This is a genomic window from Agrobacterium sp. InxBP2 (genome assembly GCF_026191755.1).
GTDB classification, from domain to species: domain Bacteria; phylum Pseudomonadota; class Alphaproteobacteria; order Rhizobiales; family Rhizobiaceae; genus Agrobacterium; species Agrobacterium pusense.
Map to the genome: position 1 here is coordinate 250,749 of NZ_JAINDY010000022.1, position 19,841 is coordinate 270,589.

A 19,841-nucleotide genomic window follows, 5' to 3' on the forward strand; every position below is an offset into this window, starting at 1 on the left:
CTTGCGACATCTTCACTTCCGGGCAGCGGGGGCCGCCAGATGTCTTTCAGCATTCGAAATGTACTTGTAGGTTTTTTTCTCACCATCAGCCTTGCACTTGCCGGTCTGGTCGGCAACGAAGCCTGGCGCTCGGTCAATCGCGCCAGCGCCTTTTCTGAGGTTGCGCAGCTTGTCGCGCTCGACAAGCTTCTCTTCAACGCACTTCTGAATTTCCGCAGTGAGCGCGGCGACAGCGCCACCGCGCTCACTGTCGATCCTTCGAAATCGGCGGGCAGCGTCGCCAGCGTGCAGGCGGCGCGTCAGAAGGTGGATGCCGCCATGACGGCCTTTATCGCGCAGTCTCCGTCGATTGCAGATGCGAAGCTCCAGGGGCCGCTCAAGCGCGTGAGCGATGTCTACGCACAGTTCGTCGACCTGCGAAAGAAGGTGGACGCCAATATTTCCCAGCCGCTTGATCGGCGCGAAAACGGCCTCGACAAGACCGTGATGACGCTGGGCGCCGATTTCCTTGCGTCTCTCGAAGCCGGCTCGACTGCGTTGGAAGGCGCCGTCCGTTCGCTGGATCAGGGCCAGACAGGCCTCATTCAGCTGCGATCCTACGGCTGGTCCGCCCGCGCGCTTGGTGGCAGCGCCACCGTTGTCCTCAACGCTGCTGTGGCGCAGAACCGTCCTCTTACCGCCCAGGAAATGCAGCAGCTGGGCGCCTTCGATGCCGGCGCGGCTTTCGCGTGGAAAGCAACGGGCGATCTCGTGGCGCATGAATCGGCGCCGCAATCGCTCAAGGACATCTACGCCACTGCGGACAAGACCTATTTCAAGGGCGATTTCAACGCCCAGCGAACCAAGCTCATCGAAGATCTGAACAATGGCCGCACGCCATCCTTTACCATGGATAGCTGGCGCACCACCGTCACGGAGAATCTCGGCACGATTGCCAAGATCGCTTCTGCCGCCATGGACGTGCTGGATGCCAACGCCGAGAAGGCGAAACAGGAAGCCTTCACCGATGCGGTGATCTTTCTCGCGGTCTTCGTGGTCACGCTCGCCCTCTGCATTGTCTCGCTCGCCGTCATCGTCGGCCGCGTCACCCGGCCGATCAGCCGGCTGACCAATGCCATGATGGCACTGTCGGGCGGCAATCTCGCAATCGATATCGCTGGCGCAAAACGCGGTGACGAGATCGGCGAGATGGCCCGGGCCGTGGAAGTTTTCCGTGAGGCCGCCATCCGCAATCGGCAGCTGGAGGCGGATGCCGTCGCAAACCGGGAACAGGCCGAGCGCGACCGCATCGAGCTGCAGCAGCGTGCCGAGGCCGAAGCCGAAGCACGGCTCAACCAGGCGACGGGTTCGCTGGCAGGCGGCCTGCGCCGCCTCGCCTCGGGCGATATGCTCTGCGAGATCGCCACGCCATTCGCGCCGCAATTCGAGGCGCTACGGCACGATTTCAACAGCTCCGTGCACCAGCTTCGCGAAGCGCTGACCAGCGTCGGCCAGTCCGTGCAGACGGTGAATGGCGGCGCACACGAGGTGTCGTCGGCATCCGACGATCTTTCCCGCCGCACCGAACAGCAGGCCGCCTCCCTGGAAGAGACAGCCGCCGCGCTGGAAGAAATCACCGCCAACGTGTCCGCCACGTCCAAACGCGCCGGCGAAGCGCGCGACACGGTACGGGAAGCGCGGACGAAGGCCGATCTTTCCGGCAAGGTGGTGCGCGATGCCGTTGCCGCCATGGAACGCATCGAACATTCCTCGCGTCAGATCGGTCAGATCATCGGCGTGATCGATGAGATCGCCTTCCAGACCAACCTTCTGGCGCTGAATGCCGGCGTTGAAGCGGCGAGGGCGGGCGATGCCGGCAAGGGCTTTGCCGTCGTTGCACAGGAGGTGCGCGAACTGGCGCAACGCTCCGCCAATGCGGCCAAGGAAATCAAGCAGCTCATCAATACGTCAGCCGTTGCGGTGGGCGAAGGCGTGAAGCTGGTGGCCGATACCGGCGTCGGGCTTTCCGAGATCGAGCAGCTGGTGCTTTCCGTCAACAGCCACATGGACGCCATCGCGACCGCAGCACAGGAACAGTCTGCCGGCCTTTCCGAGGTCAACACCGCCGTCAACCACATGGATCAGGCCACGCAGCAGAATGCCGCCATGGTCGAGGAAATGAATGCGGCCGGTGCGGGGCTCGCACAGGAATGCGCCAACCTCCAGGCGCTGCTGGCGCAGTTCCAGCTCGGCCACCAGACCTCGGCCCTGCGGGAGACGGCGCGGCAGATGCAGCGCGCTGCAAGTCCGGCCCCTGCGCCGGTCACCTCCGCCCCGAAAGCCCGCCCGATCGCTGCACGCGGCAATGCGGCACTGGCCGTGAAGGGTGACGACTGGACGGAGTTTTGAGAACGAAACTCGTGGACTGAATGTGTGGGTGGAGGCTTGGTTATGGGCTCCGTCACCCCGGACTGGATCCGGGGTCCAGCGCGATCAAGTCCTTGATCGCGAAAAACTCTCTTCACGGCGCAGACGCGCCGTGGCTGGATGCCGGATCCAGTCCGGCATGACGGATGAGAGAGTACGGTTCCATGTCGTCAACAGGTCGAAGCCGGCCCTCGCAACCGGCGCGGACTTCACCTTTTCCGCACATCCGGCAGTGCTGCGGCAAGCGCCCGCAGCGGCGCAGTCATGTGTTTGTCGCGCCGCATCGCGAGAGCGATCCGGCGTTCGAGCGGCGGATTGAGTGAGCGCCATTGCAGCCCCGATGGAGTGGCGTCCTGTTCCACTGCCATGCGTGGAACGATGGCAAGGCCAAGCCCGGCGCCTGCAAGTTTCTTGATGGCTTCCACGCTGCCGAGTTCCATCGTCGGCTGCACGGCACGACCGCTTGCAGCGAACCATTGATCCACCAGCCTGCGCGTATTGCCGCCCTCGTAGAGCAACAGCGGCTTGGTCGAGAGCACATCTGCGGTGAGCAGCCCTGTGTCCGCGATCATATCTTTCGGGAAGACGGCGACCAGCTCATCGAAATGGATGTCGCTGATATCGAGGCTGCGACCGCTGGCGGGCAGGGCCACCACGGCGGCGTCGATCATATTGGCCTCCAGGAGCCGCAGGATATCGTGGGTATTGCCCGTCTGCACGACGATCTCGATACCCGGCATGGCACGCCGGATATCGCCCAGCACCGGCGGCAGGAGATAGATGCAGGCGGTGGCGCCCGTGCCGATGCGCAGGCGTCCCGTCACCCCGCTGCGATGCGGCGCGACCGTATCGATGGCGTGCGCCACCTCTTCTGCAATCCGCCTTGCATGAATGAGGAAGTCGCGGCCCGCCGCCGTCGGCTGGGCGCGCCTGCCTACCCTCTCGATCAGCCGCACGCCCAGCTGTTTTTCAAGCAGCCTTATGTGCAGGCTGATGGCCGGCTGCGTCACTCCGGCCTTGTCGGCGGCGGCGGAAAAGCTGCCGAGATCGGCCACATCCATGAAACTTCGCACTTGCCGAAGGTCGAGATCCATCATCAAAGAAAACCTTATCGATTGTATAAGTCAGATAATCTTTATTTTGGCTGCGCCGCAATGCACAATGACGGCGTGAATGATCCGCAGGACAAGAGAATGACCCTTTCCACCGTTTCCAGCCTTCTGATCCGCCCCTGTGAAGAGGCGGATATCCCAGCCATTACCGAAATTTACCGGGACGCCGTTTTGCATGGCCGCGCCAGCTTCGAGATCGATCCGCCAACGGCGGAAACGATGGCTGAGCGCCGCCGCCTTCTGGTGGAGGGCAATTTCCCCTATCTCGTCGCTGAGCGTGACGGCAAGGTGACGGGATATGCCTATGCCGGCGCTTATCGCGCCCGCCCGGCCTATGGCGCGACGGTTGAGGATTCCGTTTACATCGACCCTTCGATGAAAGGCATGGGTATTGGCCGCAAGCTGCTCGACGCGCTCATCAAGGAGGCGACCGTGCGCGGCTTCCGGCAGATGATCGCCGTCATCGGCGACAGCGCAAATGCGGCTTCGGTCGGCGTGCATCGCGCCGCCGGTTTCGAGCACGTCGGAACCTTCAAATCCATCGGCTGGAAACACGGTCAATGGCTGGACACGGTGCTGATGCAGCGCGCACTGGGCGAAGGCGATACCACGCCGCGTTTTTGACCCGCGTCAGGGCTTGGTGGAGCCGGGAATTTCCACCTTCAGCGTATCGCCGGCAAGTTCGCTGCCGAGTTCCACGGCCTTTGTCTTCTTGTCATAGACGCAGATATGGCTGACCGTCACATCCGCGCCCTTTGCCCTGCCGGTCAGGATGGCAAGACCGTAATTCTCGCTGCCAACGGGATCGACGGCCGCCTTGGCGTCGTCGATCATGTCTCCGGCTGCGGCAAGACAGGCAGTCTGCACATCCGCCACGAATTCCTTCCACGCATCGTCCGAAGATGCGGACGCAGGCAGGACAGCCGACGAGACGGCAACAAGAAGTGCGGCTGTGTGGATCATCGGGCGTATCATGGAATTTCCTTCCTGCAATCTCGATCAAAAGCGAACCGATAGGGTGGAAAACGGTACGCCAGCGATGTGAAACAAATATGGTGGCGGCCGGCGCGAGAGGAATTTTCTCTTTTGGCGGAACATTTTGATAATTCACAGGTTGCCCAAACAGAGCTTCGCTCCTATGGTCCGCTCACACGGTTTCTAGGAGCGGTAACGCGCTGCAAAAAGGAGTAAAAACCATGGCCTTCGAACTTCCCGAACTCCCCTACGACTACGACGCGCTTGCACCTTACATGTCGCGCGAGACGCTCGAGTTCCATCACGACAAGCACCACAAGGCATATGTCGACAACGGCAACAAGCTTGCAGCTGAAGCCGGTCTTTCCGACCTGTCGCTCGAAGAAGTCGTGAAGAAGTCCTTTGGCACCAATGCCGGTCTCTTCAACAATGCGGCCCAGCACTACAACCACGTTCATTTCTGGAAGTGGATGAAGAAGGGCGGCGGCGGCAACAAGCTGCCGGGCAAGCTCGAGCAGGCAATTGCCTCCGATCTCGGCGGTTACGACAAGTTCAAGGCCGATTTCATCGCAGCCGGCACCACGCAGTTCGGCTCCGGCTGGGCGTGGCTGTCCGTCAAGAACGGCAAGCTCGAAATCTCCAAGACCCCGAACGGCGAAAACCCGCTCGTTCACGGTGCAGAACCGATCCTCGGCGTCGACGTATGGGAACACTCCTACTACATCGACTACCGCAACCTGCGTCCGAAGTACCTCGAAGCCTTCGTCGATAACCTCATCAACTGGGACTACGTCCTGGAGCGTTACGAAGCTGCTGCCAAGTAAGGCTTGCGACAAGCGTGGTTGCTGATCGAGGCAGCCACCTCTTGCGCGACGTCATCCTCGGCCTTGTGCCGAGGATCCGCGGATGTTCCCTGAAACGGGATGTCAGCAGATGCGCCGGGACAGGCCCGAGCATGGCGACGGAAAGCTTGCGGTACCCCCTATTGAACACCCGGCTCTCAGGCCGGGTGTTTTGCTTTGGAGCATATTCTGCTCCTGTCACAAGCCTGTCATCCGCCGGGTTTATCGCGGCGCATCATGACTGAAAAAACAACTCCTCTCTTCTCCTTCGGCATAGTCGCCGATCCCCAATATGCCGATATCGATCCGCGTCCCGAGATGGGCCGTCATTATCGCGAAAGTCCCAAAAAGCTCGCGGAGGCGGTGGATGCCTTCAATCGCGAAGATCTGGCCTTCGTCGTGACGCTGGGCGACATCATCGATCGCGGTTTTGAAAATTTCGATGCGATTCTTGCCGTTTACGACCGGCTTCGCCACCGCTCGCTCCTGCTGCCGGGCAATCACGATTTCGCCGTTGCCGCCGAGCATTTGCCTGGCGTCCACGCCCGCCTCGGCATGGCCGCCGCCTGGCATGATTTTACCGTCGGCGGCATCCGCTTCGCCGTGCTTGATGGCAATGACGTCAGCCTTTTCGCCCCACCGGTTGGGGATCCGCGTCGCACCCTTGCTGCCGAGCGGCTGAAGCGCCTCTCGGATGTAGGCGCAATCAACGCGCAGGACTGGAACGCCTCGCTTGGCGACGAGCAGTTCGACTGGCTGCGGGCGGTTCTGCAAAAGGCGGATGCGGCGGGCGAAAGAGTCATCGTGCTGTGCCACTACCCTGTCTATCCGGAAAACGCCCATAACATGTGGGACGCGCCGCGCATCCTTGATCTTCTCAACGCCCATCCTTGCGCCATCGCATGGTTCAACGGCCATAACCATGAGGGCAATTACGGCGTATCGGGCAATACACATTTCGTGAATTTCAAGGGCATGGTCGACACGCCAGACCAGAACACCTTCGCCATCGCCGATGTCTTTGCCGACCGAATCGCCATTCGCGGTTTCGGGCGGGAGGAGGATCGCCTCTTAGGGCTGTGAGTAAGGGATGACCGGCTGGTTGCTCTGCCAGCCGGCCATCCACAATTGCCGCAGCTTCTCGCCTTCGAGCTTGAAGAAACTGCCGGTCGCCTGGCAGCTACGCACCCGGTCCGAGCGGAAATTACGGATGGCCTGCCGCAGCTCGCACCAGGCGACAATATTCACGGTTTCGGAATAGTAGATCACCGCGATTGGCCGAACCCGCCGCCGCGTTTCCGCGCCGGCTTCATCGCGATAGATGATTTCCAGCGTCTCCTCGTCGCGCACCGCACGCCTGACCGTCGAGAGATCAAGTCCTGCCGGTGCCGGCGCGATGCTGCCCCAGGCGTGGAGGGCATTGGCGGAAAGGGTCTTTGACAGCGGTTCGGGCAGAGACGCGGCAATCTTGTCGCTCGCCTTCTTCGCGGCCCGGCGCAATTCCATATCGCCGGTGCGATCGACCATGGCGAGCGCCAGCACGATTGCCTCGGTTTCCTCAATGGAAAACATCAGTGGCGGCAGGTTGAAACCGGGCCGGAGAATATACCCCACGCCGCGTTCCCCTGCGATGGGCACACGCATGGTCTGAAGCGCTGCCATATCGCGATAGACAGAGCGCACTGTTATTTCCAGCATGTCGGCAATCGTCTGCGCGGTCACCGGGCGGCGCGCCAGCCGCAAAATCTGGATGATCTCGAACAGTCTTGAGGCCTTGCGCATTGCCGTCTTCCCGATGGATTTTCCCACGCAACTGACACAACGCTGTCAGTTGGCGTTCCCTATAAACGGAAAAATACATTGAGAAACATGGGGTTTCTCGAATGCACCTCTATTCGGTATGAAAGATACTGACATGACTTATGCCGAAAATCTCTGGCTTTTCTTTGTTGTCCTGTTCGGCATCATCATCCTGCCGGGCATGGACATGCTCTTTGTGCTGGCAAGCGCGCTGACAGGTGGCAGGAGAACCGGCCTTTCCGCCGCCGTGGGCATGAGCGCCGGCGGCATCGTGCATTCGCTGTATGGCGCGCTGGGTGTTGGCATGCTTGCCGCATGGATGCCGTCTATGTTCCTGCCGCTGCTTGTCGTCGGCGCGGCTTACATGGTCTGGATCGGTATCGGCCTGTTGCGCAGTGCGATTGTCGTGAACGGCGATGAGGCTGAGGCAAGCGCTTCGGTGAAAAAGGCATTCTGGCGGGCGGTGTTGACCTGCCTGTCAAACCCGAAGGCCTACCTGTTCATGATGGCCGTCTACCCACAGTTTCTCAAACCCGCCTATGGGCCGATCTGGATGCAGGGGCTGGTGATGGGTGCGATGGTGGCGGTAACGCAGTTCACCGTTTATGGCGCGCTGGCGCTGACGGCGGATAGAAGCCGGGCATGGCTCGTTTCCTCTCCCGCCGCCACGATCTTCATCGGCCGCATCGCCGGTTTCATGCTGATTGCCGCAGCACTTCTCACATTGTGGGAAGCCTTGTCTTAGGCTTCTGTTTTCACGATGGAATTCACCGCAATGTGACTTCTTTTCGCCATGTGGAAAGGGCATCCTCGCGCCGTTCCATCAAGCGTCCGGCGCCCGCCGGAATCAAGGAGAGAGTGTATGAAACTGAAAACCATCGCAGCGGCCACGCTGTTCGGCTGTCTTTGCGCCGGAGCGGTCTATGCTGCCGGCGAAGTCGAAAAACGTGAAGGCATGATGAAGCAGATCGGTGGCTCCATGGGAGCGCTCGCCGCCATCTCCAAGGGCCAGAAGCCTTTCGACGCCGAAGCCGTCAAGGCCGCCGTGACGACTATCAGCACCAATGCCAAGGCTTTCCCCGACCAGTTCCCCGCCGGCACCGAGACCGGCAGCGCGGCAGCGCCCGCGATCTGGGAAAACTTCGAGGACTTCAAGGCCAAGTCCGCCAAGCTCGGCGCAGATGCGGATAAGATTCTCGCCAATCTCCCCACCGATCAGGCGGGTGTAACCACCGCCATGCAGACGTTGGGCGCCGATTGCGGCACCTGCCACCAGACCTATCGCCTGAAGAAATAATCGAACGAGTTTGAAACGCCGCTCCCGGGCGGCGTTTTTCCGTCACGAAAGACACCTGACCTTGTCAGGGGAGAATGGGGAGAGGGGCATGTCTTCCATTTGGACGAAGCTTGTGGGCGGGATCGTGGTCGCGGCCGTTGCGGGCTACGGGATTTTCGCATGGGTGACCGCGCCGCAGCGCCAGGCGCCCAGCCATTGGGTGAGCCTCGGTGAGCCGGATCTCGCCAATGGCGAGACGCTGTTCTGGGCGGGCGGCTGCGCAAGCTGTCATGCCGCGCCGGATGCTAAGGGTGAAGCGCTGTTGACGCTTTCAGGCGGGCAGGCACTGAAAAGCCTCTTCGGCACCTTTCATGTTCCAAATATTTCGTCTGATCCGCAGCACGGCATCGGCGGCTGGACGCTGGCGGAATTTGGCGATGCCATGACGCGTGGTGTGGGAAAGAACGGCGAACATCTCTATCCCTCCTTCCCCTATGCCTCTTATGCCCGGATGACGCAGAAGGACATCAATGACCTCTTCGGTTATCTGAAGGCCCTGCCGGCGAGCCAGAACGATGCGCCCGACCACGATCTGCCGTTCCCCTTCAACATGCGCATGGCGCTCGGCGGCTGGAAGTTCCTGTATTTCGACCCTTCGGCACCGCCGCGCGTCGAGCTGGCCAATGCCAATGCCGAACTTCTGCGTGGCCAATATCTGGTGGAAGGTCCGGGCCATTGCGGCGAATGCCACACGCCGCGCAATGCGCTCGGTGGCTTCCTGAAGGGCAAGTGGCTGGCCGGCGGCCCCAATCCGGAAGGCGAAGGCCGCATTCCGGACATTACCCCTGGCTCGCAAAGCATCGGAAGCTGGGCCGAGGCCGATATTTCGAGCTATCTCGAAACCGGCTTCACCCCGGAATTCGACAGTGTCGGCGGTTCCATGGTGAAGGTGCAGCAGAACATGGCGCATCTGACAGCCGAGGACCGCGACGCGATCGCCGCTTATCTGAAGGCGATCCCGGCGCGCTGAGGGTCCCGTTGGCATGCGTGCCCATTGACTCCCGTCCCCACGCGGCGGATAACAACCCTGTGATGGTTCCTTCCGGGCGTTCCGGAAGGTGAAAAGGGAACACGATAGGGAGAAATCCTCATTCGTGGCTGCCCCCGCAACTGTGAGCGGAGAGCCTGAAACGAAATGCCACTGGCAGACCCTTCGACCGAACCGGCGTTTCCGGTTGAGGCGAGGTGATGCCGGGAAGGTGTTTCAGGTTTTGACCCGTAAGCCAGGAGACCTGCCATCACGGAAATGTCCATGCCGGCGGGGTGTCCGGAAGAGCGGAATGTCAGGGTGGCAAGATCGATGCCCCCTGTGTCAGTCTCGTATCCCCGTGGTGAAGTGTATCGCAGGCGGTCGCATGGCTTTGCCGTTCGACCGCATCCAGAGGCGCGGGGTCGCGCCGGAGAGGGGTCACCATGTCCATCCACCAGAATACGGCCAATTCAGCCGTTTCAGCAAAAACGGGCAGCTTCGCGCAATCGCTGACGGCGATCGTGCTTGGCCTGTTCGTTGTCGGTTTTGTCGGTTTCTCGCATGTGGAAGCCGTTCACAATGCCGCCCATGACACCCGTCATGCCAATGCCTTCCCCTGCCATTGAGGGGAATGTCATGTCGTCTTTTCGCAATATCGTCTTTACCGCCGTTCTCGTCGGCATCCTCGGCGGCTTAGCCGTTTCAGCCATGCAGGCCTTCGGCACCACGCCGCTCATCCTTCAGGCAGAGACCTATGAGGGCGCGGGCGGTGAAGCTGCCCACAGCCACGAGGCCACGGCGCCCGGTGCTGTGGTCCCCGCCCACGAGCACAATGAAGAGGCCTGGGCTCCGGCCGATGGTTTCGAACGCACTGCCTATACGGTTGCCGCCAATGTCCTGACTGCGATCGGTTATGCGTTGGTGCTGACCGGACTGATTTCGCTGCGCGGCACCAATGGCGGCTGGCGTGAGGGGCTTTTGTGGGGCGTTGCCGGATTTGCCGCCGTCATGCTCGCCCCGATGATCGGCCTGCCGCCGGAACTGCCAGGCAGCCCCGCCGCAGCACTTGAGGCACGGCAGATCTGGTGGCTCGCAACCGTTGCCGCAACAGCCGGCGGCATCGCGCTGATCGCCTTCCGTCGCGAACCCTGGGCCATCGTCCTTGCGCTGGTGCTGATCGTCGCGCCGCATGTGGTGGGTGCGCCCCTGCCGCCGGAAGGCGAACATGCACTGGCACCGCTGCCGCTGGAGCGTCAGTTCATCGTCGCCGCTACGGTTACGAGCTTCGTCTTCTGGGCTTTGCTCGGAACATTGAGCACGTTTTTCCTCAAGCGCTTCCAGTCGGCCTAAGTCATGGAGGACGCAGCGGATTGGAGTGAGGAACTCGATGCGCTGCGTTTTGCAGTTCCCGGTCACGGCGCTTGTTGCGCCGTGCATCGTCTCGCCTTCAAGGCGGTGCTGGGCCCGAGCCCGGCGGATGAGGCGGCTCTTGCCTTTTTCCAACACCATCAGGCCGCCTTTGTGGCGGCGGCACTCGCCAAGATCAAACGTGCAAATTTACCCGCCGGCCGCAGCCTGCATCTGAACAGCCGCGATATTCGCCGGGCGATTGCCGGGGAAGGCGGCGATCACGCAGCACGTGTGTGCCGGGTGCTGGATCAGCGATAATCATCGCTGTTCTCACCTCCGTCATCCCGGCACTGATCCGGAATCCAGCCAGCCCAAGTCCTTGGGCTGAAAGAAGTCATCTCGCCGCGCAGATGCGTGTCAGCTGGATTCCGGCTAAAGGTCGGAATGACGGGGAGTAGGGGAGCGCGAACAATCGAGGCGGCTATGCCTCAGCGATGCTCCGCCGCAAAAACCTGAAGTTCGGCCTCGGCTTCCGGACCAAAGAGGCCGAGGCTTTTCAGAATTTCCACCGCGAAACTGACCGGCGCGCTGCCAGCCGCGGTAATGATGCCGCCATCGTTGACCGCTTTCGGCTGGTCGCGGTAAAGCGTCTCGCCGCCATAGGCCGAATAGGCCCTGTGCGACGCCAGCGAATTGCCGGTATGGGCAACGGCGTTCAGAACGCCCGTGCCTGCCAGCGCACTTACCGCCGCGCAGATGCCGGCCACCAGTCGGTTCTTCTCGCGAAACCGGCGCACCAGTTCGCCGAGATCGGCAGCTGTTCCCTTTTCCCAGCTCAGGCCTCCGGGAATAACCAGCGCATCGATGTCAACGGCATCGAGCGCGTCATAGGATGTATCCGGCGTCACCTTCAGCCCGCCCATCGAGGTTACCGGCCGTCCGTCCGGCGTGGCATAGACGATTTCGACACCGAGATAGCTGCGCGCCGCGGCGGCAAGCAGCGCCGGCTCCCAGTCAGCAAAATCCTGGGCGAGCGCAATGGCGATCCGTGTCATGGTCGTCTCCGTGTTTTTTAATCAGGCGATGGACTGCATATAGCGCATGCCGGTCACCGGGCGGGGCGCGAAATCCATGTTTTCGTAGAAACGATGCGCCGCCACATTGCCGGTTGTGGCACTGACGGAAAGATAGTCGCAGCCGAGACGCTTGGCGATATCGCGGGCCCGGGAAACCAGATGCTGGCCGGTGCCATGGCCACGATGGCCGTCGCGCACGAAGAGATGATGCAGTTCGAGCCCGCGGCGGCCCTCTTGCGCCCTGTAGAGCGGCAGAAGCAGGGCGTAACCGATCAACGCGCCATCGGCCTCGGCCACGAGACCGTGCACCCAGGGCAGCGGGCCGAACAGGTCGCGCTCCAGTTTCGCCGGCGTGATCGCCGCCGCATCGCCGTGGTAGGAGGCCAGCAGCGTGATCATCTCGTTGAGTTCGGGCAGATCCGTCTTGCGCGCGCCACGGATGATGACGACGGGCGGTCTTTCCAGTGTCAGGGAGCTATCTTCGGTCATTTTTTCGGTCCTTTGGTCTTATCGGTGCCGTCAGGACGTTTGAAAACAACAAAGCCGCCTGACGGCGGCTTGTTGACAATATGATCTGTCGAGCCGCCCTTAGAGGAAGGCCCAAAAATACGAGCAGGAGATGGGTGCGCGTTCGTTGATCATGGAAAATGAAATGCGCCCGAATCCGCCGTCTGTCAAGCGGGTCAATTCGCAAATCGCGCAATTGCCGACAGGATTGCGTCTTCCATGCCCGCATCGCCCGTCGAATGGCCAGCGCCATCGATGGTAACAAGCTCGCTTCCCGGCCACGCCTCGGCAAGTTCGAAAGCGGTGACGGGCGGCCCCTGCAAGTCGCGCATGCCCTGAACGAGTATCCCGGGAATACCGGCGAGGTCTCCGGCGTTGCGCAGGAGCGCGCCATCATCCAGCCAGGCCGCATGGTGGAAATAATGGGCGCAGAGGCGGGCGCGGGCGAGAATATACACGCTGTCTCGCCATTTCTCCGGAAAGGCCGAAATGCCCTCCGCGCTGATCGAGCCCGCCTCCCACAGGTGCCACTCTAAGGCGGCCGTCGCGCGCACGGCGGGATCGGGATCATTCAGAAGCCGGCGATAGGCGCCGACCGGATCTTGTCTGGACATGTCATCGGGGATCGCGGCGATGAAACGCTGCCACTGCTGCGGCAGAAACATTGCCAGCCCCTTGTACAGCCAGTCGATTTCCCTCTGCCGGGTGGTGGTGACGCCGGCCAGAACCATGCCGCGAACATGTTCTGTGTGGCGCTGTGCGTAAGCGAGGGCCAGCGTGGAACCCCATGAACTGCCGTAGATCAGCCAGTCTTCCACCGCGAGGGCACAGCGAATGGCCTCAATGTCATCGATCAGATGATGCGTGGTGTTATGCTCAAGACTATCAGCGGCGTTTGGCGTGCTTTGACCGCAGCCGCGCTGGTCGAACTGGACGATGCGGAAAATGGCAGGATCGAAATAGCGTCGCGCTGTCGATGACAATCCTGAACCAGGCCCTCCATGCAGCAGGATTGCAGGTCGCCCCGCCGGATTGCCGGCAATCGTCACGTGCAGCCGATGGCCCTCGGAAACATCAAGGAAAATCGTGTCTGATGGCGTGATTTCAGAAAAGAGCTCGGCCATCTGACGTCCTTTTTTCAGGCGGGCAAGAGGCGATTATCGGGTACAGGTGACATTCGAATGTCAGCCTCTTCTCGGCTCAATGCTCCCCCTCGCACATGCCGTGATCGGAAAGCGCGCGGATGACATAACAATCCTCGATGGAATGGCCGTGGCAATGGGAGACGATCCGCTCCAGCTCGTGTTCCAGCTTCTTCAGGCTGGCGATTTTTTCCCGCACATCGGCAAGATGTTCGGCGGCGATGCGGTCTGCACCCTCGCACGGCATTTCCCGGTGCTGGCTGAGCGCGATTAACTCGCGAATGGCGTCTATGTTCAGGCCGAGATCGCGCGCGTGGCGGATGAAGGCCAGCCGTTCGAGATCGGATTTTTCGTAGCGGCGTTGGTTGCCCTCCGAACGATCCGCCTCGCGGATGAGGCCCATCTGCTCGTAATAGCGGATCGTCGGCACCTTGACGCCGGTGCGTTTGGACAGTTCACCGATGGACAGCATGGCTTTCTCCATATCTCCAGTCTCTAGAGATATGGCTTTTCGGCCCGTCGTTCAATGGGGTCAGGCGGCGTCCTCCACGCCGAGTGCCTGGGCAAGCGCCTTCAGAACCTGCGATTCGAGGCTTGCCATATCGGGCTGTGTGGAGGCGGCCACATCAGCGTTGACGCCGGTTGCGGCGGAGGCGCCGCTATCCATGTTCCAGAGGGCCGCAGCAAGGCTCGCGGAAGCGCTGGCGAGCGGAGCCACGGACGTGGCGACATTGCCGGCTACCGAAATGGCGCGATGGGCCGCCCGCGTCAGCTCCTGCAAAGCCTCGGTGGTGGACTGTGTCTCCCTGCTCCGCGCCGGCTCGATGCTCCGGGCAGGAGAGGTGAAATTGATGCTGCTGGTTGCTGCAATAGTCGTCATGACTGAGTCCCCTAAGTTCTGATGGGTGTTTTTTAATGCCCGAAACATTCGCGAGGATTGCGTCTCACACGACTTGCGCAAAAAACATGGGAAATATACTATACCCCCCTATAGTATATGAGGTCGGCCATGTCCCATACCATCCGCAACAAGGAAAAGCTTCTCGCCCGCATCCGCCGCCTGAAAGGGCAGATGGAAGCGGTCGAACGTGCGCTCGATGATGCCAAGCCCTGCGGCGAGGTGCTGCAGCTGCTCGCTTCGGTACGCGGCGCGCTTTCGGGCCTGACGGGGGAGGTAATGCAGGAGCATCTGCACGAGCACGTGGTGCATGCCGAAAATGAAGACGAACGGGCGCGGGCGGCGGAAGAGCTGGCCCAGGTGCTGAAGACCTACATCCGGTAAAACCGACAGGATTAAGCGACATGACGACGACATCCGAATACCGCGCAGCAGCCGGTCACGACCATGTTTTCCTTGGCCAGAACCACGAGCGTAATGAAAGGCGCGTCTGGATGGTCATCGCGCTGACCGCGGCGATGATGGTGGCGGAAATCGTCGCCGGTCACTGGTACGGCTCCATGGCGCTAACGGCGGATGGCTGGCACATGTCCACCCATGCGGGCGCGATGCTGATTTCGGCACTCGCTTATCTCTATGCCCGCCGCGAGGCCCGCAACCCACGCTTCACCTTCGGCACCGGCAAGTTCGGCGATCTCGCGGGTTTTGCCAGCGCCATCGTGCTGGCGGTGGTGGCGTTGCTGATTGCCGTGGAAAGCGGGATGCGCCTCGTCAGTCCCGTCGAGATCGATTTCAACCAGGCCATCCTCGTCGCCATCATCGGCCTTGCCGTCAATCTTCTCAGCGCCGTGCTTTTGAAGGATGACCATCACCACGATCATGGCCACGGCCACGGTCATGCCCACGGCTCACATGCCCACCACGGGCACGGCAGCCACGCCCACCATGATCACGGGTCCCATGCCGAGCACCATGCCGGGCACGGGGCAAAGGGCGGCCGGGACAATAATCTGCGCGCTGCCTATCTGCATGTGCTGGCGGATGCGCTGACCTCGGTTCTGGCAATCGTCGCGCTGCTGCTCGGCAAGTGGAACGGCTGGTCGTTCCCTGATCCGTTGATGGGTATCGTTGGCGGTCTGGTGATTGCCCGCTGGTCATGGGGCCTGATCCGCTCCACGGCGACAACCCTGCTTGACGCGCTGCCGCCGGCTGAGGATCTGCCGCAGGAAATCCGTGAAAGCGTGGAGACGGAAGAGGATCGCATTACGGATCTGCATGTCTGGCAGGTGGGGCCGGGGCATCACGCCGCCATCGTGGCGATCCTTTCGCAGGCGCCCAAAGCACCGGCATTTTATAAGCAGAAACTTGCCGCCATACATGAACTCTCGCATGTGACGGTGGAAGTCAGCCCCGCAAGAGGCTGATTGGAATCGCCTATTCGGTATATTCCGAATAGGCGCTGCGTACCCATTCAGCCTGCGCTTCCGCCTTGTCCTCGGGGGAGGCGGTGGCCGCATCCTGATAGGCCGGCGCGCTGCCGTTGCCGACGGCCCATAGAACATTGGCCAGCGACTGGGAAAGAATGGTGCTGGAAACGGTGGGGTTGCCGGGGCCGCGTTTTACCGCCTGCTCCTCCGGCGCGCTTTGGGCGCTGCCAGCTTTTTCGATGTCGCGGATGCGACCTTGATAGTTATATCCGCCAATATTGCTTTCGATCTGCATGTCGGTGATTCCGCGTTCAAAAGTTAACGAATGGTTAACGGCGGCGACTTGTCCGAAACTTGCGCTTGCTGCGCTGCAGCGACTGTCGAGGGTTGACAGCCGGCGAAGTAGTGCTTCGTTTTGGCATAGTGAAGACGGGGCAGGAGGCAATTGCCAGCTTTGTCCCCTCGCGGCATTGCAGTCCAGTTTAAATTTCTGGCGCCGTGAATACCTCACTCCCGTCATTCCGGCCTTGAGCCGGAATCCAGCCGACGCGCGTCTGCGCGGCGAGAGAGTCCTTTCAGCCCAAGGACTTGGGCTGGCTGGATACCGGCTCAAGGCCGGTATGACGGAAAGAGGAAATCTCGCGGACGCGGCCAATCCGTCCGGTGCCGGATTACGCCGTTTCCTTCTCCACCGACATAACCGTTTCCTGGAGCTTTTCCGGCTCCTCCGCCTTCACCTCCGCCTCAACCTCCTGCGGTGCGGGCGTCACCATCGCAGCCACCAGTGTGTCGAGCCCGATGCTGCCGACCGGCTTGCCGTCCTCGTCCACCACATGGGCCTGCGTCTCGTTGGCTTCCGACATGTCGCGGGCGATGGTTTCGAGCGTTGCGGTCTCGGGGACCGGCATACCCTCGGGCTTGCTCTCCAGCGGCTCCATGACAGTGTTTGCCTGCAACACGCGGCCACGATTGACATCGCGCACGAAGTCGGTGACGTAACCATCGGCCGGCGAAAGGATGATGCTCTGGCCGTCGCCCTGTTGCACCACTTCGCCGTCTTTCAGGATGGCGATATGGTCGCCCAGCCGCAAAGCCTCGTCGAGATCATGGGTGATGAACACAACGGTCTTCTTCAGCTCCTGTTGCAGATCGAGCAGCATGGTCTGCATATCCACACGGATGAGCGGATCGAGCGCCGAATAGGCCTCGTCCATCAGGAGAATATCGGCGTCATTGGCAAGCGCCCGGGCAAGGCCCACACGCTGCTGCATGCCGCCGGAAAGCTGGTTCGGATAATAATCCTCGTAACCGGCAAGGCCGACACGCTCCAGCCAGTAACGGCCCTTTTCCTCGCTTTGCTTGCGCGGTACGCCCTGGATATCGAGGCCGTAGACGCTGTTTTCGAGTACCGTGCGATGCGGCAGAAGGCCGAATTTCTGGAACACCATCGCCGTCTTGTGGCGGCGGAATTGCCTGAGCGCCGAGGCGCTCATGCCGCAGATATCCTCGCCGTCATAAAGAACTTCGCCGGCGGTCGGGTCGATCAGCCGGTTTATGTGGCGGATCAGTGTCGATTTGCCGGAGCCTGACAGCCCCATGACGACGGTGATCTTGCCGCCCGGCATGGTGATGTTGATGTTGTTGAGGCCGAGAACGTGGTTGTGCCGGTCGTTCAGCTCGACCTTGTCCATGCCCTTACGCACCGCTTCGAGGTACTTCTCGGGATGCTTGCCGAAGATCTTGTAAAGATTCCTGATTTCGATGCTTTTAGCCATGGGAGACCTCGCGGTATTTCTGCAGGCGCTTGCCGAAAGCCTGGCTCGCCCGGTCGAACATGATGGCGATGGCGACCAGAGCGAAACCGTTCAGGAAGCCCACCGTGAAGAACTGGTTGTTGATGGCCTGCAGCACATTCTTGCCAAGCCCGCCGACACCGACCATGGAGGCAACGACGACCATGGCGAGCGCCATCATGATGGTCTGGTTGATGCCGGTCATGATGGTCGGCAGCGCCAGCGGCAGCTGCACGTTGAACAGCTTCTGACCGTTGGAGGAGCCGAAGGCGTCTGCCGCTTCCAGCACTTCGCGATCAACGAGGCGGATGCCGAGGCTGGTCAGGCGAATGACGGGTGGAATGGCATAGATCACCACTGCTATCAGGCCCGGAACCTTGCCGATGCCGAAAATCACCACCACGGGGATGAGATAAACGAAACTTGGCAGGGTCTGCATCACGTCGAGCACGGGATTGATGAGGCGTTGCAGGCGTTCGGAACGACCCATCAGAATGCCGAGCGGCAGGCCGATGACGATGGCGATCAGGGTAGCGATGGCGACGATGGAGAGCGTCGTCATGGCATCGCGCCAGAGGCCGACCGCGCCGATCATCAGCAGGGAAATGGCGGTGCCGCCTGTGATCTTGAAGCTGCGTCCGGCCAGATGCACGATGGCGAGAATGACCAGCATGGTAATGATCCACGGCGTCTGGATGAACAGACGCTCCGAGGAATTGAGGAAAAGCTGCAGCGGGTGAACGACGACGTCGATCGCATCGCCGTAATTGCGCACGATATCGCGAAACCCGTCATCGATGGTTTTGCGAGCCACGCGCATGGTGGAGTTGTCGATTGCCGGGAACTTGCAGAGCAGGTCCGGCAGGTAGGTGCAGAGGGCCATTATTGTTGTTTTCCCTTTGGGTTGTTGGGGTGGGCGCGAGGTTGGAGTGGGCGGATCACCCCCCTCTGTCCTGCCGGACATCTCCCCCAACAAGGGGGGAGATCGACCTGCGGCACGGCCTTGCCCATCTCGATGGTTGAGGATGAAGCGGTGATAGCGCGCCCAGCCGATCTCCCTCCTTGTGGGGGAGATGCCCGGCAGGGCAGAGGGGGGTAAGGTTGAGAACCGAAACTTTCCCGCTCCATTATCCCGTCACATCGAAGCCTTGATCTTCTCAGCCACCTCGGGCGAAACCCACTTCGTCCAGAGTTCCTCATGGTTCTCGAGGAAATACTCGGCCCCATCTTCATTGGTGCCCTGATTTTCATCCATCCACGCCAGAACCTTGGCAACGGTGTCGTTGTCCCACTGCCGCTTGCGGATGTAGTCAATGGAAGGGCCCGCCTTTTCGGCGAAATCCTTGGTCACGACGGTGAAGACCTCCGCCACCGGATAGGCATTCGGCTTCGGATCGGCGCAATCGGGCTTGGCGATGCAATTGTCGTAAGCTGCGCGGTCGAGCGGAACGCCATCGTCCAGCTTCACCATATCGTATTTGCCGAGAATGGCCGTCGGAGCCCAATAATAGCCGAGCCAGCCCTGCTTCTTTTCGTAGGCATTGGAAATAGAGCCATCCAGACCGGCCGCGGAGCCGGTATCGATCAACGCAAAGCCCTTTTCATCAGCCTTGCGGGCCTTGAACAGGTTGGCGGTAGTTGGCTGGCAACCCCAGCCGGGCGGGCAGCCGAACACGGCGCCCTTGCTGGCGTCTTCAGGCGCGGGAAACAGTTCGGGATGCTTCAGCGCATCCTCGACGGTCTTGATGTCTGGATGTTCGTCGGCGAGATATTTCGGAATCCACCAGCCTTCAACGCCGCCTTCGCTCAGGATTTTGACTTCCTGAATGAGATTGCCGCTCTTGACGGCTTCCTCGTAGGGGGTGCCAAGTGTGTTCACCCACATTTCGGGCGCCATATCCGGCTGGCCCTTTTCATTCATGGAGGTGAAAGTGGGGGTGGTGTCGCCGCTGACGACATTAACCGTGCAGTCATAGCCGTTTTCCATGATGAACTTGTCGACGTAGGCCGCGACACCGGCGGATGCCCAGTTCATTTCGGCGATGGTGATGCTGCCGCAGCTGTCTGCGGCATTGGCGGAAGATGCTGCACCGGCAGCGATGGTAAAGCCCGTTACGAGAATGGTCGAGGCCAGGAGTTTCTTCATGAGGAGACCTCCAAGTCTGATGCAGTGTTTTCATTTGGCAAAGCGGGAGCACTGCAAAGCC

The 19,841-nt window shown here is 61.1% G+C and carries 24 protein-coding genes and 1 riboswitch; of the genes, 12 read left to right on the top strand and 12 right to left on the bottom strand.

Annotated elements, in window-relative coordinates:
• Nucleotides 1-39: 39 nt before the first annotated feature.
• A complete protein-coding gene (locus tag K7A42_RS06480) occupies nt 40-2,388 on the top strand; it encodes a methyl-accepting chemotaxis protein (protein WP_034495901.1) in 2,349 nt (782 codons plus the stop codon).
• A gap of 227 nt (nt 2,389-2,615) precedes the next feature.
• Here K7A42_RS06480 and K7A42_RS06485 read toward each other — a convergent pair whose 3' ends face one another.
• On the bottom strand, nt 2,616-3,503 hold the full coding sequence (locus K7A42_RS06485) for a LysR family transcriptional regulator (protein ID WP_282455003.1): 888 nt from the start codon (nt 3,501-3,503) through the stop codon (nt 2,616-2,618).
• Nucleotides 3,504-3,599: 96 nt separating this feature from the next.
• Between K7A42_RS06485 and K7A42_RS06490 the strand changes: the two genes are divergently transcribed.
• Entirely contained in the window at nt 3,600-4,142 is a 543-nt protein-coding gene (locus tag K7A42_RS06490) for a GNAT family N-acetyltransferase (RefSeq protein ID WP_045532766.1), read from the top strand.
• 6 nt (nt 4,143-4,148) lie between these two features.
• Here the strand turns inward: K7A42_RS06490 and K7A42_RS06495 are convergent, their stop codons facing one another.
• Nucleotides 4,149-4,493: a hypothetical protein gene (locus tag K7A42_RS06495; protein WP_072494151.1), complete on the bottom strand. Its 345-nt coding sequence runs from the start codon at nt 4,491-4,493 to the stop codon at nt 4,149-4,151.
• 221 nt (nt 4,494-4,714) lie between these two features.
• On the opposite strand from K7A42_RS06495, the gene K7A42_RS06500 reads away from it, so the two are divergent.
• Nucleotides 4,715-5,317: a superoxide dismutase gene (locus K7A42_RS06500; protein ID WP_006700042.1), complete on the top strand. Its 603-nt coding sequence runs from the start codon at nt 4,715-4,717 to the stop codon at nt 5,315-5,317.
• Between the two features lie 255 nt (nt 5,318-5,572).
• A complete protein-coding gene (locus K7A42_RS06505) occupies nt 5,573-6,418 on the top strand; it encodes a metallophosphoesterase (RefSeq protein WP_282455004.1) in 846 nt (281 codons plus the stop codon).
• On the opposite strand, the gene K7A42_RS06510 is transcribed toward K7A42_RS06505, so the two are convergent.
• The gene (locus K7A42_RS06510) at nt 6,407-7,117 is read right to left on the bottom strand and encodes a helix-turn-helix transcriptional regulator (protein ID WP_282455005.1); all 711 of its coding nucleotides are present in this window, start codon (nt 7,115-7,117) and stop codon (nt 6,407-6,409) included. The two genes, K7A42_RS06505 and K7A42_RS06510, sit on opposite strands and share 12 nt — an antisense overlap.
• A gap of 133 nt (nt 7,118-7,250) precedes the next feature.
• On the opposite strand from K7A42_RS06510, the gene K7A42_RS06515 reads away from it, so the two are divergent.
• The 6 genes from K7A42_RS06515 to K7A42_RS06540 all read left to right on the top strand — a co-directional run bounded on the left by K7A42_RS06515 (nt 7,251) and on the right by K7A42_RS06540 (nt 11,109).
• Nucleotides 7,251-7,880 (top strand): LysE family translocator, encoded by a 630-nt coding sequence (locus tag K7A42_RS06515; RefSeq protein ID WP_282455006.1) that lies wholly within the window; start codon nt 7,251-7,253, stop codon nt 7,878-7,880.
• A 117-nt stretch (nt 7,881-7,997) separates the two neighbouring features.
• Nucleotides 7,998-8,432, top strand: a complete 435-nt coding sequence (locus K7A42_RS06520; protein ID WP_006700046.1) for a c-type cytochrome — start codon at nt 7,998-8,000, stop codon at nt 8,430-8,432.
• 88 nt (nt 8,433-8,520) lie between these two features.
• Nucleotides 8,521-9,441, top strand: coding sequence for a c-type cytochrome (locus K7A42_RS06525; RefSeq protein ID WP_282455007.1), 921 nt, complete (start codon nt 8,521-8,523; stop codon nt 9,439-9,441).
• Nucleotides 9,442-9,487: 46 nt separating this feature from the next.
• Nucleotides 9,488-9,726: riboswitch (cobalamin riboswitch) on the top strand.
• Between the two features lie 158 nt (nt 9,727-9,884).
• On the top strand, nt 9,885-10,067 hold the full coding sequence (locus tag K7A42_RS06530; RefSeq protein ID WP_004440573.1) for a CbtB domain-containing protein: 183 nt from the start codon (nt 9,885-9,887) through the stop codon (nt 10,065-10,067).
• Nucleotides 10,068-10,077: 10 nt separating this feature from the next.
• Nucleotides 10,078-10,791 carry a CbtA family protein gene (locus tag K7A42_RS06535; RefSeq protein ID WP_045532499.1) on the top strand — a complete coding sequence of 238 codons (714 nt, stop codon included), beginning with the start codon at nt 10,078-10,080 and terminating at the stop codon, nt 10,789-10,791.
• Between the two features lie 3 nt (nt 10,792-10,794).
• Complete coding sequence (locus tag K7A42_RS06540; RefSeq protein WP_004440577.1) at nt 10,795-11,109, top strand: hypothetical protein; 315 nt, start codon at nt 10,795-10,797, stop codon at nt 11,107-11,109.
• Between the two features lie 170 nt (nt 11,110-11,279).
• Here the strand turns inward: K7A42_RS06540 and K7A42_RS06545 are convergent, their stop codons facing one another.
• From K7A42_RS06545 to K7A42_RS06565, 5 genes are all read right to left on the bottom strand, one after another.
• Nucleotides 11,280-11,846: a type 1 glutamine amidotransferase family protein gene (locus K7A42_RS06545; protein WP_282455008.1), complete on the bottom strand. Its 567-nt coding sequence runs from the start codon at nt 11,844-11,846 to the stop codon at nt 11,280-11,282.
• 21 nt (nt 11,847-11,867) lie between these two features.
• Complete coding sequence (locus tag K7A42_RS06550) at nt 11,868-12,356, bottom strand: GNAT family N-acetyltransferase (protein ID WP_003509304.1); 489 nt, start codon at nt 12,354-12,356, stop codon at nt 11,868-11,870.
• 194 nt (nt 12,357-12,550) lie between these two features.
• Nucleotides 12,551-13,498, bottom strand: coding sequence for a prolyl aminopeptidase (pip, locus tag K7A42_RS06555; protein ID WP_244405137.1), 948 nt, complete (start codon nt 13,496-13,498; stop codon nt 12,551-12,553).
• A gap of 76 nt (nt 13,499-13,574) precedes the next feature.
• Complete coding sequence (locus K7A42_RS06560; RefSeq protein WP_004440587.1) at nt 13,575-13,988, bottom strand: MerR family transcriptional regulator; 414 nt, start codon at nt 13,986-13,988, stop codon at nt 13,575-13,577.
• Nucleotides 13,989-14,048: 60 nt separating this feature from the next.
• Nucleotides 14,049-14,396 (bottom strand): hypothetical protein, encoded by a 348-nt coding sequence (locus tag K7A42_RS06565; RefSeq protein WP_004440589.1) that lies wholly within the window; start codon nt 14,394-14,396, stop codon nt 14,049-14,051.
• A 129-nt stretch (nt 14,397-14,525) separates the two neighbouring features.
• On the opposite strand from K7A42_RS06565, the gene dmeR reads away from it, so the two are divergent.
• The gene (gene dmeR, locus K7A42_RS06570; RefSeq protein ID WP_003509296.1) at nt 14,526-14,798 is read left to right on the top strand and encodes a Ni(II)/Co(II)-sensing transcriptional repressor DmeR; all 273 of its coding nucleotides are present in this window, start codon (nt 14,526-14,528) and stop codon (nt 14,796-14,798) included.
• 20 nt (nt 14,799-14,818) lie between these two features.
• Entirely contained in the window at nt 14,819-15,838 is a 1,020-nt protein-coding gene (dmeF, locus tag K7A42_RS06575; protein WP_282455009.1) for a CDF family Co(II)/Ni(II) efflux transporter DmeF, read from the top strand.
• 10 nt (nt 15,839-15,848) lie between these two features.
• On the opposite strand, the gene K7A42_RS06580 is transcribed toward dmeF, so the two are convergent.
• The 4 genes from K7A42_RS06580 to K7A42_RS06595 form a co-directional block, all read right to left on the bottom strand.
• Complete coding sequence (locus K7A42_RS06580; RefSeq protein WP_004440595.1) at nt 15,849-16,136, bottom strand: hypothetical protein; 288 nt, start codon at nt 16,134-16,136, stop codon at nt 15,849-15,851.
• A gap of 376 nt (nt 16,137-16,512) precedes the next feature.
• Complete coding sequence (locus tag K7A42_RS06585; RefSeq protein WP_004440598.1) at nt 16,513-17,616, bottom strand: quaternary amine ABC transporter ATP-binding protein; 1,104 nt, start codon at nt 17,614-17,616, stop codon at nt 16,513-16,515.
• The gene (locus tag K7A42_RS06590) at nt 17,609-18,517 is read right to left on the bottom strand and encodes an ABC transporter permease (protein ID WP_004440601.1); all 909 of its coding nucleotides are present in this window, start codon (nt 18,515-18,517) and stop codon (nt 17,609-17,611) included. The genes K7A42_RS06585 and K7A42_RS06590 overlap by 8 nt, the downstream gene beginning before the upstream one ends.
• A gap of 252 nt (nt 18,518-18,769) precedes the next feature.
• Nucleotides 18,770-19,780 (bottom strand): ABC transporter substrate-binding protein, encoded by a 1,011-nt coding sequence (locus tag K7A42_RS06595; RefSeq protein WP_045532485.1) that lies wholly within the window; start codon nt 19,778-19,780, stop codon nt 18,770-18,772.
• Nucleotides 19,781-19,841 lie beyond the last annotated feature (61 nt).

Coding starts and splice junctions, on each gene's coding strand:
- K7A42_RS06480 (WP_034495901.1), top strand. CDS start 40: ATGTCTTTCAGCATTCGAAATGTACTTGTAGGTTTTTTTCTCACCATC.
- K7A42_RS06485 (WP_282455003.1), bottom strand. CDS start 3,503: ATGATGGATCTCGACCTTCGGCAAGTGCGAAGTTTCATGGATGTGGCC.
- K7A42_RS06490 (WP_045532766.1), top strand. CDS start 3,600: ATGACCCTTTCCACCGTTTCCAGCCTTCTGATCCGCCCCTGTGAAGAG.
- K7A42_RS06495 (WP_072494151.1), bottom strand. CDS start 4,493: ATGATACGCCCGATGATCCACACAGCCGCACTTCTTGTTGCCGTCTCG.
- K7A42_RS06500 (WP_006700042.1), top strand. CDS start 4,715: ATGGCCTTCGAACTTCCCGAACTCCCCTACGACTACGACGCGCTTGCA.
- K7A42_RS06505 (WP_282455004.1), top strand. CDS start 5,573: ATGACTGAAAAAACAACTCCTCTCTTCTCCTTCGGCATAGTCGCCGAT.
- K7A42_RS06510 (WP_282455005.1), bottom strand. CDS start 7,117: ATGCGCAAGGCCTCAAGACTGTTCGAGATCATCCAGATTTTGCGGCTG.
- K7A42_RS06515 (WP_282455006.1), top strand. CDS start 7,251: ATGACTTATGCCGAAAATCTCTGGCTTTTCTTTGTTGTCCTGTTCGGC.
- K7A42_RS06520 (WP_006700046.1), top strand. CDS start 7,998: ATGAAACTGAAAACCATCGCAGCGGCCACGCTGTTCGGCTGTCTTTGC.
- K7A42_RS06525 (WP_282455007.1), top strand. CDS start 8,521: ATGTCTTCCATTTGGACGAAGCTTGTGGGCGGGATCGTGGTCGCGGCC.
- K7A42_RS06530 (WP_004440573.1), top strand. CDS start 9,885: ATGTCCATCCACCAGAATACGGCCAATTCAGCCGTTTCAGCAAAAACG.
- K7A42_RS06535 (WP_045532499.1), top strand. CDS start 10,078: ATGTCGTCTTTTCGCAATATCGTCTTTACCGCCGTTCTCGTCGGCATC.
- K7A42_RS06540 (WP_004440577.1), top strand. CDS start 10,795: ATGGAGGACGCAGCGGATTGGAGTGAGGAACTCGATGCGCTGCGTTTT.
- K7A42_RS06545 (WP_282455008.1), bottom strand. CDS start 11,846: ATGACACGGATCGCCATTGCGCTCGCCCAGGATTTTGCTGACTGGGAG.
- K7A42_RS06550 (WP_003509304.1), bottom strand. CDS start 12,356: ATGACCGAAGATAGCTCCCTGACACTGGAAAGACCGCCCGTCGTCATC.
- pip (WP_244405137.1), bottom strand. CDS start 13,498: ATGGCCGAGCTCTTTTCTGAAATCACGCCATCAGACACGATTTTCCTT.
- K7A42_RS06560 (WP_004440587.1), bottom strand. CDS start 13,988: ATGCTGTCCATCGGTGAACTGTCCAAACGCACCGGCGTCAAGGTGCCG.
- K7A42_RS06565 (WP_004440589.1), bottom strand. CDS start 14,396: ATGACGACTATTGCAGCAACCAGCAGCATCAATTTCACCTCTCCTGCC.
- dmeR (WP_003509296.1), top strand. CDS start 14,526: ATGTCCCATACCATCCGCAACAAGGAAAAGCTTCTCGCCCGCATCCGC.
- dmeF (WP_282455009.1), top strand. CDS start 14,819: ATGACGACGACATCCGAATACCGCGCAGCAGCCGGTCACGACCATGTT.
- K7A42_RS06580 (WP_004440595.1), bottom strand. CDS start 16,136: ATGCAGATCGAAAGCAATATTGGCGGATATAACTATCAAGGTCGCATC.
- K7A42_RS06585 (WP_004440598.1), bottom strand. CDS start 17,616: ATGGCTAAAAGCATCGAAATCAGGAATCTTTACAAGATCTTCGGCAAG.
- K7A42_RS06590 (WP_004440601.1), bottom strand. CDS start 18,517: ATGGCCCTCTGCACCTACCTGCCGGACCTGCTCTGCAAGTTCCCGGCA.
- K7A42_RS06595 (WP_045532485.1), bottom strand. CDS start 19,780: ATGAAGAAACTCCTGGCCTCGACCATTCTCGTAACGGGCTTTACCATC.